We start from the raw sequence: 15,178 nt of genomic DNA, 5'->3' as shown, positions 1-15,178 counted from the left end.
GTGCTTCCCCCTCTCGTCGTCCGGCCCGGCGGGCCGGGCTACCTCTTCACGCGAACGGTCTTGGTGGAGCGGGTTTCGAGTGTCATCTCGTCCGCTTCCGCGACCTTCGCCTTCAAACGCACAGTACCGGTCGCCGCGTCGACGACGTCGACCACCTTCGAAAGGAGTTTCGCCGTATCCGCGTTGCCGGAGGCCGCCGCGAGCTGGACTGCGCGGCCCAGTTTCGCCGTCGCGCCGTCACGATCGCCCGTTTTGCGGGCATCGAGACCCTGCTGGATGACGTCCGCGAGCTCCGCCTGTCCCGTGTAGTGCGCGACCTGCGGATTGATCGAGGTCGACATCGCCAGGTCGTCCGTCCACACCGCCCGTACCAGTCCTTGAGACAGCGGCCGCGGGTCGCCGCCCGCCGGGTCCGGCGCGATCAGGGAGACCCGGGCGGCGAGCATCTCCTGGCCGACGGCGGCCCGCGGGACGCGCACGCTCACGTGGTAGTCGCGGGACTCGTCGCCCCACGAACCCGTCGGGTAGTCGCCGGCGCGCGGCCCGGCCTCGGTCCGCCGGCCGGTCAGGTCCTCGACCGTCGGCGCCACCTGCTTCACGAAGCCGATCTCCACCCCGACCGGCGTCCACAGGCGCAGCGCGACGTCCGCCACGCCCTTGCCCATCGCCTGCTCCATCATCGTCGTGAAGTCGGCGGCGAGACCGGCCGGGTCGGCGACGATGTCGGCGGTGCCGAGGAGCGCCGAGGCGATCCCGGTGACCTCCTTGACCTCCCAGTCGGTGCCCACCCCGCGCGCGTCGCAGGTGAACCGGCCCGCGCAGGCGTCCAGCGCGGCCCGCAGCTCCTCCGGCGACTCGTGCTCGTTGCGGCCGTCGGTGAGCAGGATCCCGTGCCGGATGGCGAGATCGGCGGAGGAGAGCAGCCGGTCCGCGAGGCGCAGCCAGGTGCCGATCGCCGTGCCGCCGCCCGCGGACAGGCTCCGCAGCGCCTGCTTGGCCTCGGCCCGGGTGCGGTCGTCCGCGACGGCGAGGCGGCCGTTCCCCGGGTAGACCTCCTTCGCCACGTGCGTGCCGGCGACGACGGCGAAGGAGGTGCCGTCGCGCAGGGTGTCGACGGCGGCGGCGGTGGCCTCCCGCGCGCCGCGCATCTTGGTGGCCGGGTAGTCCATCGAGCCGGAACAGTCGACCATGATCACCACGCCGGCCGCGCCACCGCCCGCGTACCCCGGGATCCCCGTCGCACCGCCGGTGCCGCCTCCGGTCGAGGTGACCGTGACGATGGCGCTGACCTCGCGGCCGCCCTCCGGCAGGAACTCGTTCTGGTACACGTCCACGGAGAACCGCGGCACGGTCGGCTTGGAGAAGTTCGCCATCTGATTCGGCTCCTCGGGCAACAACGGTGAAGGGACGGGGGATCGGCGACCGCTCAGGCGGATCCTGCCCCTTGTGACGAGACGGTGAACGGCAGCAGCGCGACCGTGATGTTGTCGTGGCCTCCGCCGTCGAGGGCGTGGCCGACCAGGACCTGCGCGGCGTGCAGCGGGCGGGCCGCCGCGTCCGGCGGGAGGATCCCGGCCATGTCCTGGGCGCCTTCCGCGTAGTTCCAGAGCCCGTCCGTGCAGACCACGACCACCCCGGAGCGGTCCGGCTTGAACGCGGCCGTGTGCGGCTCCAGTTCGTACGCGTCGGCGCCCAGCCAGCCGGTGATCGCGTGGGCGCGCTCGTCCGCGTACGCCTCGGCCTCGTTCATCAGGCCCGCCGCGACCATCTGGGCGGCCCAGGAGTCGTCCTCGGTGAGCCGGGCGGACGGGGTGGCGCGGTCGTCCGGCACCCAGTAGACGCGGCTGTCGCCGACCCAGCCGACGACGAGCAGGCCGTCGGCGACGACCGAGCCGACGATGGTGCAGGCCGGGGAGTTCCGGTGCGCGTGGGAATCGTGCTCGGCGCCGTCCTGACCGGGCTCCTCCGCGAGGGAGTTGACGGCATCGGCGGCGGCGACGATCGCCTCGTGCATCGCCTGCTGGGGGTGGATGCCGCGGGGCAGCGCGGCGAGCAGCGAGGCGCCGGCCGCCTGCGCGGCGGCGGCGGAGGCCTCGTCGGGGCGGGTCGCCGAGGAGACGCCGTCGCAGACGATCGCGAGGGTGGCGGGCGAACCGTCGGGGAGGGTGGTCGCCGAGACGGCGAACGCGTCCTCGTTGCGGTGGTGGCGCAGGCCGCGGTCGCTGACGGCGGCGACGGTGTCGAGCTCCCGCTCCATGTGGTCGCGCTCGCGGGGCTGCGCGTGTCCGCAGTTCTCGCAGTAGCCGTCGGTGTCCACCCGGCCGGCCCGGCAGGCCACGCACAGGTTCGCCGCGGGTCCCGGTGCCGGTGCCGGGGCCGGGGCGGATGCCGGGGTCGGGGCTTGGGCGTGGGACGGGGTCTGGGTCTGGGCCTGGGTCTGGGCCTGGGGCGGGTCCGCCTGTACGGCCGTACGGGGGTCGGGGGCGGCCAGCTCGAAGTCCCCTCCAGACGTACCGGACGCGGCGGACGCGGAGGTGCCCGGCGCGGAGGTGCCCGGCGCGGGGGTGCCCGCGGGCGGCGGCACCGGGCCGTCCGTGCGGACCGCCATCGTGGGCAGGTCGCGGCCGCCGGAGTCGGTGCCCGGCAGGTCGCCGGGGTGTTGGGTCGCCGTCGAGAGCGAACCGGCCTCCCGGGGCGGGGCGTCCGGCCAGACCACGGGGGTGACGATCGCCACGGTCGGGCGGTCCGGCTCGGCCTCGGCCGCCGGAACCGCCGACAGGTCGTAGCCGCACGCCCCGCAGAACCGGTCACCCGACTCCAGCGGCTCGGCGCAGCCCGGGCAGGCGGCGAGTCCGTGCGACGGCTTGGGCTTCTGGGACATCCTCACACCCACGTCCGGGGGCGGAAGCGGTTGGCCCGCTCCACCAGTTCGATCCTCTCCTCGCCCCGCTGGGCGAGCCGGGCGAGCACCCGGTACGAGCGTTCGAGGCCGAAGCGCAGTCCGCGCTCGTCCAGTTCACTCCCGAGCAGCAGCGCGCCGCCGCCCGGTGCCGCACCGGGACTCCCGGAGAGTACCCAGTCGAGGGCCGTTCCGAGGACCTCCGTCGACAACTGCTCCCGGCGCACCGCGTCCAGACCGAAGCCCTGGAGCGCGGAGACCTGCGCCGCGGCGGCCGTCAGCTCGGCGCCCAGCGGCTCGTGCGCCGGGCGCCTCCGCAGCCGCGCCCGCACCGCCGCGACCCGGGCCGCCGTGTAGTGGATCGACGCCTCCGGTACGGACTCCAGGGTGCGTACGGCTCCGGCGCGGTCGCCCGCCGCGAGCCGCACCCGGGCGAGCCCGAAGGCCGCGCTGACGAAGCTCGGGTCGGTGGCCCACACGAGCCGGTAGTACTCGGCGGCGTTGTCCAGCTGGCCCAGCACCTCGGCGCAGATCCCGAGGGCCAGCTTCGGCGCCGGCTCCCCGGGGAAGGCGTCGTAGATCGCGTCGAAGGCCAGCGCCGCGTGCTCGTGGTCGCCGGTCACCAGCGAGGCGACGCCCCGGTACCAGACCACCCGCCAGTCGTCCGGGTCCCGCTCCTCCAGCGCGGCGAGGGTCTGTACGGCGGTGGGCAGGTCGCCCAGCTCCAGATGGGCCCGCAGGGTGCGCAGCCGCAGTTCGGTGGAGGGCGCGGGCGCGGCCTGGAGCGCGCCGAGCAGCTCGGCGGGGGCGGCGGCGACCAGACCGGCGAGGAAGCCGGCGTTCGGGTCGCTCGCGTGGACGCGCGGCACGGGCAGCGCGAGCGCGGTGGCGGGCGTGTCGAGCACCGCGAGCAGCCACCCGAGCCCGGGCCCGGCCGTGCCGACGATGCCCGCTGTGCCGACCGTGCCGGTTGTGCCGGTTGTGCCGGCCGGGCCGACGGTGCCGGCCATGCCCACGGCGCCAGGGACCGACCCCGGAGCGGCAGGGAGCTCCTGCTGCCTGCCGCCCCGCTTCCCGGCACTCCGCTTCCCGGCACCACGACGGGCCCCCAGCAGCGAGACGTCCTCCGTCAGCTCGGCGAACAGCGCGGTGTCCGTGACCCGGACCTCCGTGCCGAACAGCGTCGACAGCGCGGGACGCGGACGCCCCGACTGGAGCGCCACCACCTCCCGCAGGACTCCCGTCAGCTGCTCCGCCATCTCCTGCGCGGAGGAGAACCGCCGCGCCGGGTCCGGGTCCGTGGCCCGGACCAGGAAGCGGTAGAACGACTCGTACGTCCGGAAGACCGCGATGTGCTCCGGTTCCGGCAGCGAGTCCACGAAGACGTTCGTGTAGCCCTGGAAGTCGAAGGTCATCACGGCCAGCGTCCGGGCCACCGTGTACAGGTCGCTGGCGACCGACGGGCCGACCTCGGCCACCTCCGGCGCCTGGTAGCCGACCGTGCCGTAGATCGCCGACTCCTCGTCGTCCATCCGCCGGACCGCGCCCATGTCGATGAGCTTCAGCTGGTCCTCGGTCTGGATGGCGTTGTCGACCTTGAAGTCGCAGTACAGCAGGTTCCGGCTGTGCAGGTGACCGAGCGCCTCCAGCGCCTCGATCCCGTACGCGCAGGCCTGCTCCACCGGCAGCGGGTCGCGTCGGCCGTCCGGGGAGCGCCGGTCGTTGGCGATCTCCTTGAGCGACTTGCCGCCGACGTACTCCATGACGATGTAGCCGTCCATGGAGCCCGTGCGCTGGTCGAGGTGCTCGACGAAGTTGTAGATGCGGACGATGTTGGAGTGCTCGATCTCGGCGAGGAAGCGGCGCTCCGAGATGGCGGCGGCCATCGCGTCCTGGTCGCCCGTGTCGAGCAGGCCCTTGAGCACCACCCACCGGTCGGAGACGGCCCGGTCCACGGCGAGGTAGACCCAGCCGAGGCCGCCGTGCGCGAGACAGCCCGCGACCTCGTACTGGCCGTGGACGATGTCCCCGCCGCGCAGCTTCGGCACGAAGGAGTACGGGTGCCCGCACTTGGTGCAGAAGCCCTCCGTACGGCCCGGCCGGTCACCGCGCGAACGGCCCACCGGGGCCCCGCAGTCGGAGCGCGAGCAGAATCGCTTCCGCTCGGGAACCTCGGGGTTCTCCATCACCGCGCCCCGCGGGTCGGGCCGCGGCACCTCGGGGATCGTCACGAGGCCCGCGCCCAGCCGGTTCCGGGCGGACTGCCCGGTCGACGTGCCCGAGCTGCGCACCGACACGGAGCGGCCCCCGGAGTTCCCGGAGAGCGAGCGCGAGAGGCGGCCGGAGACCGAACGGCGGGAGGTCGAGGAGCGGGACGAGGCGCGCGAGGAGGCCCGCGAACTGCTCCGCGAGGAGCTCGAATCGGGCCCCCCGACCTCGGACCCGACCCCGGGTCCGCGCCCTGTGCCCGTGGCCCTGCCGGGCACGGCCATGCCGGTCGGCGTCGAGCCGATCAGCCCTCCGGGCGCGACGACCGGCGCGAGCCCGCAGGTGTCGCAGTACAGCTCGCCGCCTCCCATGTCCTCGTACGAACCCTCGCACGAGGGACGCTGACAGCTCCCCACGCCCGTCTCCCCGCTCACCACTGTCGTCCTCCGGCATCTCTCGGGCCGGACAGTACGTCCGCCGCGGCCCGCTGGTAGCGCAGCACGGCCTGCTCCGCGGCCCGCAGGTCGCAGGGCGCGCTCCACAGCATCCGGCGTGCCGTGTCGTACCGCTCGATGAGCAGCGGGTCCTCCGCCGCTCCCAGCCGCGCCACCTTCGCCTTGTACGCGTCGAGCCGGCCGCGCAGCTCGGCACGGACCGCGAGCGGCGCCGTGACCGCGGTCAGCGACTCCCGCGCCCGCGTCAACTCGTCCTCCGCCTCCCGCTCCAGGGACTCCAGGAGCGGGGAGAGCCGGTGCCACTGCGCGTGCCTGCGGTACTCGGCGGCGGCCACGAGCCGCTCCTGGAGCGCCGTCGGCGGCCCGCTGACGGCCGGCACCTCGGAGGCGGCGATCTTCGCGAGGACCTCGCCGCGCGCGGACCGCGCCTCGGTGAGCGTCCGGTCCGCCCGGGACAGCACGTCGCGCAGCCGCAGCAGCCGGTCCTCGGAGTCCTGCCGGACCGCGAGGACCGCCTCGATCTCGCGCCGGATGTCCTCCAGGGCCAGGGCCGCCCGGTCGTACCGCACGGTGTCGGGCCGGCCGCCGCCGGGCGCCGAACTGCCCGCGGCGGGACGCCAGAAGGCGAGCGGGTCGGTGATCACCTGGGAGCGCAGCGCGGTCAGCTCGGCCGTGATGTCCTCCAGCTCGTCCCCGGCCGGGTGCTCCCCGGGCCGCACGCCGACCGAGTGCGCCAGCGAGCGCGTCCGGCCGAGCTCGGCGGCGAGCAGGTCTATCCGGGCGGGCAGCGCCGACCAGACGGCGTCGGCGGTCACCACCAGGTCGAGCGAGGAGGCGTACAGCTCGTTCATCCGCCGGACGAGCCCTTCGAGCGTGAACCGCTCGGAGAGCAGCCCCCGCTCACCCGCCCCGCCCGCGACGAGCACGCTCTCGCCGCGCAGCCGGTCGGTCAGCTCCACGAGCTCGTCCCGGCCGGGCCAGCGGCGCCGCGCCCGCACCTCACGGGCGTCCCGCAGGGCGCTCGTGTACACGTCGAAGCAGTTCCAGAGCAGGGTGATGGTCCGCTCGGCGGTGGCCCAGCGGTCCCGGGTCGTGCCGGTCAGCTCGGCCCCTTCGAGCAGCCTGCGGCCCGCGTGGTCCTGGAGGGCGAGGAGCGAGTCCTCGACCGCCTTGTGCTCGGCGCCGAGCCGCGCCAGCGCACGGTCCACCTCGTCCCGGTCCATCACCGGCCCAGGAGGTCCCGTGACGCCCATCGATCACCTCTTCCGCCGCGTGTACAGGGGCTGCTTGCCGGTGCTGCCGGCCGGGTCACTTGTACAAGGGGGCGGGCGGCCCGGTTATCCCGGGCAGGTCCGCCTGGAGCCAGTCCTCGTACGCCTTCTGCCAGGGGCCGTTCCGGTAGTCCACGAGGACCTTGTTGACCCGGCGGACCAGGTCGTCGTTGCCGAGCTTGGCGGCCACCCCGTAGTACTCGGTGGTGAACGGGCGGCCCTTGAGCTCGACCGCCGGGTCCTGCGCGGCCTGGCCGGCCGCGAGGGCGTTGTCGGTGACGACCGCGTCGACCTCGCCCATCTGGAGCCGGGCCAGACAGTCCAGCTGGTTGGGGACGGTCAGCAGGTCCTTGTCGTCCTTGGTGCCGTCGGCCTCGTCCTTGAAGATCGCGCCGAAGGAGTTCTCCTCCAGCGCCTCGTAGGCCGTGGAGCCCTCGGCGGTGCAGACCCGCTTGCCGCGCAGCGAGGAGTCGTAGCCGGTGATGGACTTCGCCAGTTTGGGCGCCAGGACCTGCTGCCCGGCCTGGAAGTAGGCGGTGGAGAAGGCGACCTGCTGGATCCGCTTGCAGTTGATCGTCATCGTGCGCACGACGAGGTCGACCTTGCCGCTGTCCAGGGCGGCGATCCGCTGGTTCGTGGGGATCGTCCGGAAGATGACGGCGTTCTCGTCGCCGAGGACGTCCCGCGCGACGGCCCGGGCGAGGTCGATGTCGAACCCCTCCAGCGTGCCCTTCTCCGGGTTCCGGTAGCCCCATCGGTAGCTGGACTGGTCGACGCCGACGATCAGCTTCCCGCGGTCCTTGATCGCCCGGATCGACGCGCCGTCCTCCGACGCGGGCCGCAGCGAGGCCTCCGGGTTCTCACAGGTGTCCGCCTTCGCCCGGACCCCGACCTGGACGCCCGTGCCCACACCCGGGCCGGGGCCGGCCGTGGACTCGGCGCCGCTTCCGTCGTGCGCCAGCGGCAGCAGGGTCAGCGAGGCGGTGAGCCCGCAGGCCACGGCCATGGCGGCGACCCCGCCCCAGCCCCGCAGCCGCTTCGCGGCCCGCCGCGCCAGCGGGTCCGTGCCGTTCGGCATCCCGCCCCCTCTCACCGGTACTCCGACAGTCTGCGGTTGATACCGAGCACGGCGCCCGCCGCACCGAGGATCCCAAGGGCCGCCGCGCCCAGCGGCAGCGCCGTCAGCGCGGAGCGGGCGTCCCCGGCGGAGCGGGTGAACTCGGCCTGCTCGTGGGCGAGGGCCCGCTCCAGGGCCGCGTCGACCTGGTCGAAGGACTGGCCCGTCGTCTCCTTCGAGCCGACGATCCGGCCCAGCGCGCCCTCGAAGTTGCCGGCCTCGTCCTCGGCGCGGGCGGCCTTGTGGCGCTTCTGCCACTCGCCCGTACGCGATGCCGCCTCGTCCACCGGGCCGCGCCCGGCGTTGTCGTCGGCGAGCTCCCGTGCCGAGGCGAGCGCGGTCGTCAGGGCGGTCATACTCGCCGTGTAGTCCGCCTCGTACTTGTCGTTCTTGCCGTCCTCGGTGAGGACGGCGCCCCGGGCGACCAGGGTCAGGTTCTCGTTGGCGCGGGCCGTGAGCGAGCTGATCCGGGCCTCGTTGAGGACCTGGAGGGACTCCTGCCCGTGCGCCCGCGCCGCGTTCAGCCCGGACCGCGCGACCGTGTGCGCGGCGAGGAGCCAGACCAGCACCACCAGCGATGCGGCGGTGGCGGCCAGCAGGCCCTGGTTGAACACCCGGTGGGTGCGGGCGTAGTTGCGGCGCTGGGCCCAGACGAGCACGGCGAGGGCGAGCAGGCCGAGCGCCAGCGAGAGGAAGGGCCAGGTGCGGGCGGAGTCGTCGTCCTCGTGGAGCCGCTCGGTCTCCGCCGCGTACAGCCGCTCCGCCGCGGGCAGCAGCTCACTGGTCATCTGCTGGTTCGCGTACCGCAGATAGGCCCCGCCGAGCGGCAGTCCCTGCCGGTTGGCGGCGCGGGCGCGCTCGATCAGGCCCGTGTAGCGGGGCAGCTGTTCGTTGAGCGTGGCGATCTCGCGGGCCGACTCGCTCGAACCGTCCGTGTTCGCCGCGGCCTTGACCAGGAGCCGGGCCGCGGTGGCGATGTCCTCGTTGTACCGCTTCCGGGACTCCTCGGGCTCCAGGGTGCCCGCGAGGAAGCCGCTGGCGGCGGTGGTGTCCGCGTCGGCGAGGGAGCGGTAGACGGCGGCGGCGTCGGCGCTCAGCGGCTGGCTGCGACTGACGACGTCGTCGGCGGCGGAGCCGCGGTCGGCGACCTCCAGGGCGGTGACGGCCCCGAACGCGACGACGAGCAGCGCGAGTACGGCCCCGAGGATCTGGAGCCGGCCGGGCTCGGTCGTCGCGGCCTCGCGGAGCCGCTCCCGTCCCACCGCCCAGGCGCCGCGCCCCGCGGGCGGGCCGCCGGCGGGCGCGGCCGACGGCTGCGCGGGCACCGTGCCCGGGCGCGCGGGCACGGGCGCCGTGGCCCGCGCCGGGGCGGCGGGCGCGTTCGGCGGGTGTGTCACTTGACCTCCCCCTCGGTCGCTGACGTCGGTCGGTCCGTCCCGTTCCGGTGGACGACCACCCGGCCAGCAGTATGGCCTCAGTGGCTCGCCCGCACACCGGGATTGACTCGATCTTGTTCCTATCGTGCCCCATGCCCCCGGCACATCCGCGGGCGAACCCCCTCACGTGGAATACGTCGCCCGGCCCCGATCGGTTCCGAACCGGCCATCGCTCGAACAGGTGAACATGACCGCGGGGCGTCCCTTCGAGGAGAAGGAACGCCCCGCACCCGCCGTCCTCAGGCCCCGTAGTGCTCCCGCAGCCTGGCCGCCGCCTCCGGTGCCGCCGCCACCTCGTCCAGGGCGAGCAGCCCGGCCCCGAGGACCGGCGGCGCGGTGACGAAGCCGATCGACGCCTTCGGCGCCCGGGTCCCGAGGAGTTCCACGATCCGTGTCTCCAGCTGCGGATGGCGCGCCGCGAGGACGCTGCCGCCCAGCATCACCGGGGCCTCCTCGTCGAGCAGTCCGAGCCGCCCGAGCGCCACCGCCGACAGGGCGACGACCTCCTCGGCGAGCCGGTGCACGAGCGCCAGCGCGACCGGGTCGCCCGCCGCGCTCACCCGGAACAGCACCGGCGTCAGCTCGTGCCGCCGCCCGAACGGGATCCGGCCCAGGTGCAGCGCCTCGATCAGCCCGTACATCGTCTCCAGGCCGAAGTGCGCGGGCAGCGCCCGCGCCAGCTCGGTCGGCTCGCCGCGCCCGTCCTCGGCGCGCGCCCCGTACCAGAGCGCCTCCTCGGCCATGGCGCTGCCGCCGCCCCAGTCCCCGGAGATCTTCCCGATCGCCGGGAAGCGCGCGGTCCGCCCGTCCGGGGTCATCCCTACGCAGTTGATCCCGGCGCCGCACACCACCGCGACACCCCGCGGCTCGTCGAGTCCGGCCCGCAGTATGGCGAAGGTGTCGTTGTGCACCCGTACGGACCGGCTCCAGCCCCGCGCCACCAGCGCGGCCTGCAGGCCGGCCTCCTCGACGGGCAGGTCGGCGTTGGCGAGACAGGCCGTGACGTGTGCGAAGGCCGGCGGAAGGCCGGCGCCGCCGGCCTCCTCCCACGCCCGTCCGACGATCCCCGCGAGCGCGTCGACGGCCGCCGCCACCCCCACCACGGGGGGCTGGAAGCCGCCGCCGCGCGCCGCGCCGAGGACCGTGCCGTCCTCGGCGAGGACGGCGACGTCGGTCTTGCTGTTGCCGGCGTCGACGGCCAGCAGGGTTCCGTTCAGGCCCACGCGAGGTGCTCCCGGTTGTGCGCGATCAGCCGGTCCGTGAGGCCCTCGGCGTACGCGTACTGTCCGACCAGCGGGTGCGCGAGCAGCGCCTTGAAGACCCGGTCGCGGCCACCGCGCTGCGCCGCCTCCAGGGCCAGCTCCTCGTAGGCCGTGACGTTGGCGATCAGCCCGGCGTACAGCGGGTCCACCGGCGCGACCGGCAGCGGCGTCGCCCCGGCCCGGCCCACCGCCGCCTGCGTCTCGATCACGGCGTCGTCCGGCAGGAACGGCAGCGTGCCGTTGTTGTACGTGTTCACCACCTGGTACGGCGAGCCTCCGCCGCCCAGGAGGGACGCGGCCAGGTCCACGGCCGCCTCCGAGTAGAAGGCGCCGCCGCGCTTGCCGAGCAGCGCCGGCTTCTCGTCGAGCGCCGGGTCCCCGTACATCTCCAGGAGTTCCTTCTCCATCGCGGCGACCTCGGCGGCCCGTGAGGGCTTGGTGCCGAGCTCCCGCACCACCTCGTCGTGCGCGTAGAAGTACCGCAGGTAGTACGAGGGGACGACGCCGAAGCGGTCCATCACCAGGCGCGGCAGGTGCAGGTCGTCGGCGATGGTGTCGCCGTGCTCGGCGAGCAGCCGCGGCAGCACGTTCTCGCCCTCCGGCCCGCCGAGCCGTACCCCGGTCTCCCAGGTCAGGTGGTTGAGCCCGACGTGGTCGAGGTGGATCTCGGACGGGGCCACGTCGAGGAGCCTCGCGAACTTCCGCTGGAATCCGATGGCGACGTTGCACAGGCCGACGGCCTTGTGGCCGGCCTGGAGCAGTGCGCGCGTGACGATGCCGACGGGGTTGGTGAAGTCGATGATCCAGGCGTTCGGGTTGGTGCGCCGGACCCGCTCGGCGATGTCCAGGACCACAGGGACGGTGCGCAGCGCCTTGGCGAGGCCGCCGGCGCCGGTGGTCTCCTGGCCGACGCAGCCGCACTCCAGCGGCCAGGTCTCGTCCTGGTTCCGGGCGGCCTGTCCGCCGACCCGCAGCTGGAGCAGGACGGCGTCGGCGCCCTCGACCCCGGCGTCCAGGTCGCTGGTGGTGACGATCTTCCCGGCGTGGTCCTGCTTGGCGAAGATGCGCCGGGCGAGCCCGCCGACCAGTTCGAGCCGCTCGGCGGCCGGGTCGACGAGGACGAGTTCGGTGATGGGCAGGGTGTCGCGCAGCCGCGCGAATCCGTCGATCAGTTCGGGGGTGTAGGTGGAACCGCCCCCCACGACAGCGAGCTTCATGGTCGATTCAGCCCTTCACTCCGGTCAGTGTGACTCCCTCGACGAACGCCTTCTGGGCGAAGAAGAAGACGAGGATCACAGGGGCCATGACCAGCACGGTCGCGGCCATGGTCAGATTCCAGTCGGTGTGGTGCGCGCCCTTGAAGGATTCGAGGCCGTAACTCAGCGTCCAGGCGCCCGGGTTCTCGGATGCGTAGATCTGCGGCCCGAAGTAGTCGTTCCAGCAGTAGAAGAACTGGAACAGGGCGACGGCGGCGATGCCGGGCCTGGCCATCGGCAGCACGATGCGTATCAGGGTGCGGAACTCGCCGCACCCGTCGATCCTCGCGGCCTCGATGTACTCGTTCGGGATGGTCAGCAGGAACTGGCGCAGCAGGAAGATGGCGAAGGCGTCGCCGAAGGCCATCGGGATGATCAGCGGCCAGAGCGTGCCGGAGAGGTCCATCTGCTGGGCCCAGAACAGGTACATCGGGATGATGACGACCTGCGGCGGCAGCATCATCGTCGAGATGACGAGCAGCAGCGACAGGTGGCGGCCGCGGAAGCGGAACTTGGCGAGCGCGTACGCCACGGGGATCGAGGACACCACGACGAGGGCGGTGCCGAGCCCCGCGTAGAGCAGCGAGTTCTTCCACCAGGTGAGGAAGCCCTCGGTCTCGAAGACCTTGAGGTAGTTGTCCCAGTGCCAGGAGTTCGGGGTGAGGTCGCGGGTCAGCGCCTGCTGGTCGCTCATCAGGGACGTCAGGAAGACGAAGACGAACGGGAGCAGGAAGAACAGGGCCGCGGCGATGCCGAGCGAGTGCACGGCGATCCAGTGCAGCAGCGACCTGCGGCGGGCCCGCTTCTCGGCGGGACTCACCGTGCGGTCCGCCGCGGGACGGACGGGAGCGGTTGCGGTCGTCATGGTTCAGTCACCCGAGCCGATCAGGCCGCCGCGCCTGCGCATGAGCAGGGCGGTGAAGGCCATGGAGAAGGCGAAGAGCACCAGCGCCACCACGCAGGCCGCGCCGTAGTTGAACTGGCTGAAGCCGAGGCTGTAGATCAGCTGGGGGAGCGTCAGGGTCGAGTCGTCCGGATGGCCGGGCTCGAAGGTGACGCCGGAGCCGCCCATCACGCCCGAGGCGACCTTGGAGGCCACGATCGGCTGGGTGTAGTACTGCATCGCGCCGATGATCCCGGTCACGACGGCGAAGAGGATGATCGGCGAGATGTTCGGCAGCGTGACGAAGCGGAACCGCTGCCAGGCGGAGGCGCCGTCCAGCTCGGCGGCCTCGTACTGCTCCTTCGGTACGTCGAGCAGCGCGGCCATGAAGATGACCATGAGGTCGCCGACGCCCCACACGGCGAGGACCGTCAGGGCCGGCTTGGCCCAGTCCGCGTCGTTGAACCAGGAGGGGGCGGGGATGCCGACCGCCTCCAGGAGCGAGTTGACCGGTCCGGTGCCGGGGTTGAGCAGGAAGACGAAGGCGAGGGTGGCGGCCACCGGCGGGGCCAGGTACGGCAGGTAGAAGAAGGTGCGGAAGACGCCGGCACCCGTCTTGATCTTGGTGATCAGCATGCCGATGCCGAGACCGAAGAGCACCCGGCAGGCGACCATGACGACGCCGAGCCAGAGGGTGTTCTGCAGGGCCGGCCAGAACTTCGGGAAGTCCGAGAAGACGTACGTCCAGTTGTCCAGGCCCCGCCAGGTCGGCGGGTTGAGGCCGTCGTACCGCATGAACGAGAAGTAGAGGGTCGACAGCAGCGGATAGGCGAAGAAGAAGCCGAATCCGATGAGCCAGGGCGACATGAACGCCGCGGTGCGAAGCGCGTCGCGCCGGCGCTTCGACCGCAGCGTGTGCCGCCCGGCGGGGGAGGCGGCGGCCGGGGCGGCCGCCTCCTTGGCGGGCAGGGTGTCCGTGCTCATGGGTGGGTTCCGGCCGTCACTTCACTGCGGCGATGTCGCGGTCGATCTGGGTCGCGGTGTCCGCGAGGCCCTTCTTCAGGTCCGGGACCTGGCCCTTCTCGTACTTCTGGGCGAGGTCGGAGAGGGTCTCCTGGTAGCCGGAGCCGTTCACCGCGCCGTCCGAGGTGGTGGACCGGGGGTGCCGGGCGATGTCCAGGAAGGTCTTGAAGCGCTCGTCGAACTTCAGGTTCGGGGACTTCAGCGCCTCCAGGGTGGAGGGCACGTTGCCGATGTCGTTGGCGAAGTTCACCACGGCCTCGGTGTCCGTGGTCATGTACTTGACCAGCTCCCAGGCCGCGTTCTGCTTCCTGCTCTGCGGGGCGATGCCCATGATCGTGCCGGAGAGGTAGCCCTTGCCGTACTCGGCCACCTCGTCGTCCGCGACCGGCAGCGGCGCGACGCCGACCTCGAAGCCGACCTTGGCGTTCTTGACGAAGTTCAGCCGCCACTCGCCGTCCAGCTGCATCGCGACCTGGCCGGTGTGGAAGGGGTGCTTGGCGCCCCACTCGTCACCGAAGGTGGTGCGGTACTTGTCGAGCTTCCGGAAGCCGCCCAGGGTGTCCACCAGGGACTTCTGGTACGTCATCATCTCGGCGAAGGCCGGGTCCTTGGCGACGTTCGACTTGCCGTTCCCGTCGAAGTACTTGTGGTTCCACTGCGACATGTAGTGGGAGACGACGGTCTCGTAGCCGAGGTAGTTCGGCATGAAGCCGAGCTGCTCGTAGGAGTCGCCCTTGGTCTTCGTGAGCTTCTTGGCGACCTCGGTGAACTCGGACCAGGTCTTCGGCGGGGCCTCGGGGTCGAGGCCGGCCTTCTTGAAGGCGTCCTTGTTGTAGTAGAGGCCGTACGCGTCGGAGAGCAGCGGCAGCGTGCAGCGCTTGCCCTCGAACTGGGTGTACTCCTGGAGGACCTTCGGGAAGATCTTGTCCAGGTCCAGCCTGGACTTCTCGACGAAGGGCTTGAGGTCCGCGAGCGCGCCCGAGGAGCAGAACTTGCCGACGTTGGCGGTGGTGAAGGAGGCGACCACGTCCGGCCCGTTCGAACCGCCCGCGCGCAGCGCCTGGCCGAGCTTGTCGTCGTTGATGTTGCCGACGACCTTCACCTTGATGTTCGGGTGGGCCTTCTCGAAGCGGGCGACGTTGTCCTGGATCGCCTTGACCTCGGCGGGCGCCGACCAGCCGTGCCAGAAGGTGATGGTGGTCTCGGCCTTGGGGTCGTCGGAGGCCGCGTTGTTCGCGGAGCCGGTACAGGCGGAGGCGAAGAGGGCGACGGAGGCGGTGGCGGCGAGCGCGGCGACGGCTCTGCGCGGGCGTACGGGCATGACGGAGTCTCCCTGTGGCGGGGGCGTGGGGTTACGGGGGATGGAGC

The 15,178-nt window shown here is 72.7% G+C and carries 11 protein-coding genes; all 11 read right to left on the bottom strand.

Annotation, left to right across the window (positions count from 1 at the left end; all coding sequences use genetic code 11):
- Positions 1-38: 38 nt before the first annotated feature.
- Positions 39-1,373, bottom strand: coding sequence for a vWA domain-containing protein (locus OG361_RS14070; RefSeq protein WP_405853625.1), 1,335 nt, complete (start codon positions 1,371-1,373; stop codon positions 39-41).
- Between the two features lie 53 nt (positions 1,374-1,426).
- Positions 1,427-2,881, bottom strand: coding sequence for a PP2C family serine/threonine-protein phosphatase (locus tag OG361_RS14065; RefSeq protein ID WP_405853624.1), 1,455 nt, complete (start codon positions 2,879-2,881; stop codon positions 1,427-1,429).
- A 2-nt stretch (positions 2,882-2,883) separates the two neighbouring features.
- Complete coding sequence (locus tag OG361_RS14060) at positions 2,884-5,478, bottom strand: tetratricopeptide repeat protein (RefSeq protein WP_405862240.1); 2,595 nt, start codon at positions 5,476-5,478, stop codon at positions 2,884-2,886.
- A 59-nt stretch (positions 5,479-5,537) separates the two neighbouring features.
- Positions 5,538-6,815, bottom strand: coding sequence for a hypothetical protein (locus tag OG361_RS14055; protein ID WP_384558445.1), 1,278 nt, complete (start codon positions 6,813-6,815; stop codon positions 5,538-5,540).
- Positions 6,816-6,870: 55 nt separating this feature from the next.
- Complete coding sequence (locus OG361_RS14050) at positions 6,871-7,911, bottom strand: glutamate ABC transporter substrate-binding protein (RefSeq protein ID WP_405853623.1); 1,041 nt, start codon at positions 7,909-7,911, stop codon at positions 6,871-6,873.
- A gap of 11 nt (positions 7,912-7,922) precedes the next feature.
- Complete coding sequence (locus OG361_RS14045; RefSeq protein ID WP_405853622.1) at positions 7,923-9,347, bottom strand: hypothetical protein; 1,425 nt, start codon at positions 9,345-9,347, stop codon at positions 7,923-7,925.
- 278 nt (positions 9,348-9,625) lie between these two features.
- Complete coding sequence (locus OG361_RS14040) at positions 9,626-10,609, bottom strand: N-acetylglucosamine kinase (protein ID WP_405853621.1); 984 nt, start codon at positions 10,607-10,609, stop codon at positions 9,626-9,628.
- A complete protein-coding gene (locus OG361_RS14035; protein ID WP_405853620.1) occupies positions 10,600-11,865 on the bottom strand; it encodes a 6-phospho-beta-glucosidase in 1,266 nt (421 codons plus the stop codon). The genes OG361_RS14040 and OG361_RS14035 overlap by 10 nt, the downstream gene beginning before the upstream one ends.
- A 7-nt stretch (positions 11,866-11,872) precedes the next feature.
- A complete protein-coding gene (locus tag OG361_RS14030; protein ID WP_405853619.1) occupies positions 11,873-12,769 on the bottom strand; it encodes a carbohydrate ABC transporter permease in 897 nt (298 codons plus the stop codon).
- 3 nt (positions 12,770-12,772) lie between these two features.
- A complete protein-coding gene (locus OG361_RS14025; protein WP_405862238.1) occupies positions 12,773-13,654 on the bottom strand; it encodes a carbohydrate ABC transporter permease in 882 nt (293 codons plus the stop codon).
- 133 nt (positions 13,655-13,787) lie between these two features.
- Positions 13,788-15,131 (bottom strand): ABC transporter substrate-binding protein, encoded by a 1,344-nt coding sequence (locus OG361_RS14020; RefSeq protein WP_405853618.1) that lies wholly within the window; start codon positions 15,129-15,131, stop codon positions 13,788-13,790.
- Between the last annotated feature and the right edge of the window lie 47 nt (positions 15,132-15,178).

Source organism: Streptomyces sp. NBC_00090, from assembly GCF_045160815.1.
Classification (GTDB): Bacteria; Actinomycetota; Actinomycetes; order Streptomycetales; family Streptomycetaceae; genus Streptomyces.
The sequence above is the reverse complement of the archived record's forward strand: the minus strand, read 5'-3'. Positions and strand labels throughout refer to the sequence as shown.

Coding starts and splice junctions, on each gene's coding strand:
- OG361_RS14070 (WP_405853625.1), bottom strand. CDS start 1,373: ATGGCGAACTTCTCCAAGCCGACCGTGCCGCGGTTCTCCGTGGACGTG.
- OG361_RS14065 (WP_405853624.1), bottom strand. CDS start 2,881: ATGTCCCAGAAGCCCAAGCCGTCGCACGGACTCGCCGCCTGCCCGGGC.
- OG361_RS14060 (WP_405862240.1), bottom strand. CDS start 5,478: ATGGGAGGCGGCGAGCTGTACTGCGACACCTGCGGGCTCGCGCCGGTC.
- OG361_RS14055 (WP_384558445.1), bottom strand. CDS start 6,815: ATGGGCGTCACGGGACCTCCTGGGCCGGTGATGGACCGGGACGAGGTG.
- OG361_RS14050 (WP_405853623.1), bottom strand. CDS start 7,911: ATGCCGAACGGCACGGACCCGCTGGCGCGGCGGGCCGCGAAGCGGCTG.
- OG361_RS14035 (WP_405853620.1), bottom strand. CDS start 11,865: ATGAAGCTCGCTGTCGTGGGGGGCGGTTCCACCTACACCCCCGAACTG.
- OG361_RS14030 (WP_405853619.1), bottom strand. CDS start 12,769: ATGACGACCGCAACCGCTCCCGTCCGTCCCGCGGCGGACCGCACGGTG.
- OG361_RS14025 (WP_405862238.1), bottom strand. CDS start 13,654: ATGTCGCCCTGGCTCATCGGATTCGGCTTCTTCTTCGCCTATCCGCTG.
- OG361_RS14020 (WP_405853618.1), bottom strand. CDS start 15,131: ATGCCCGTACGCCCGCGCAGAGCCGTCGCCGCGCTCGCCGCCACCGCC.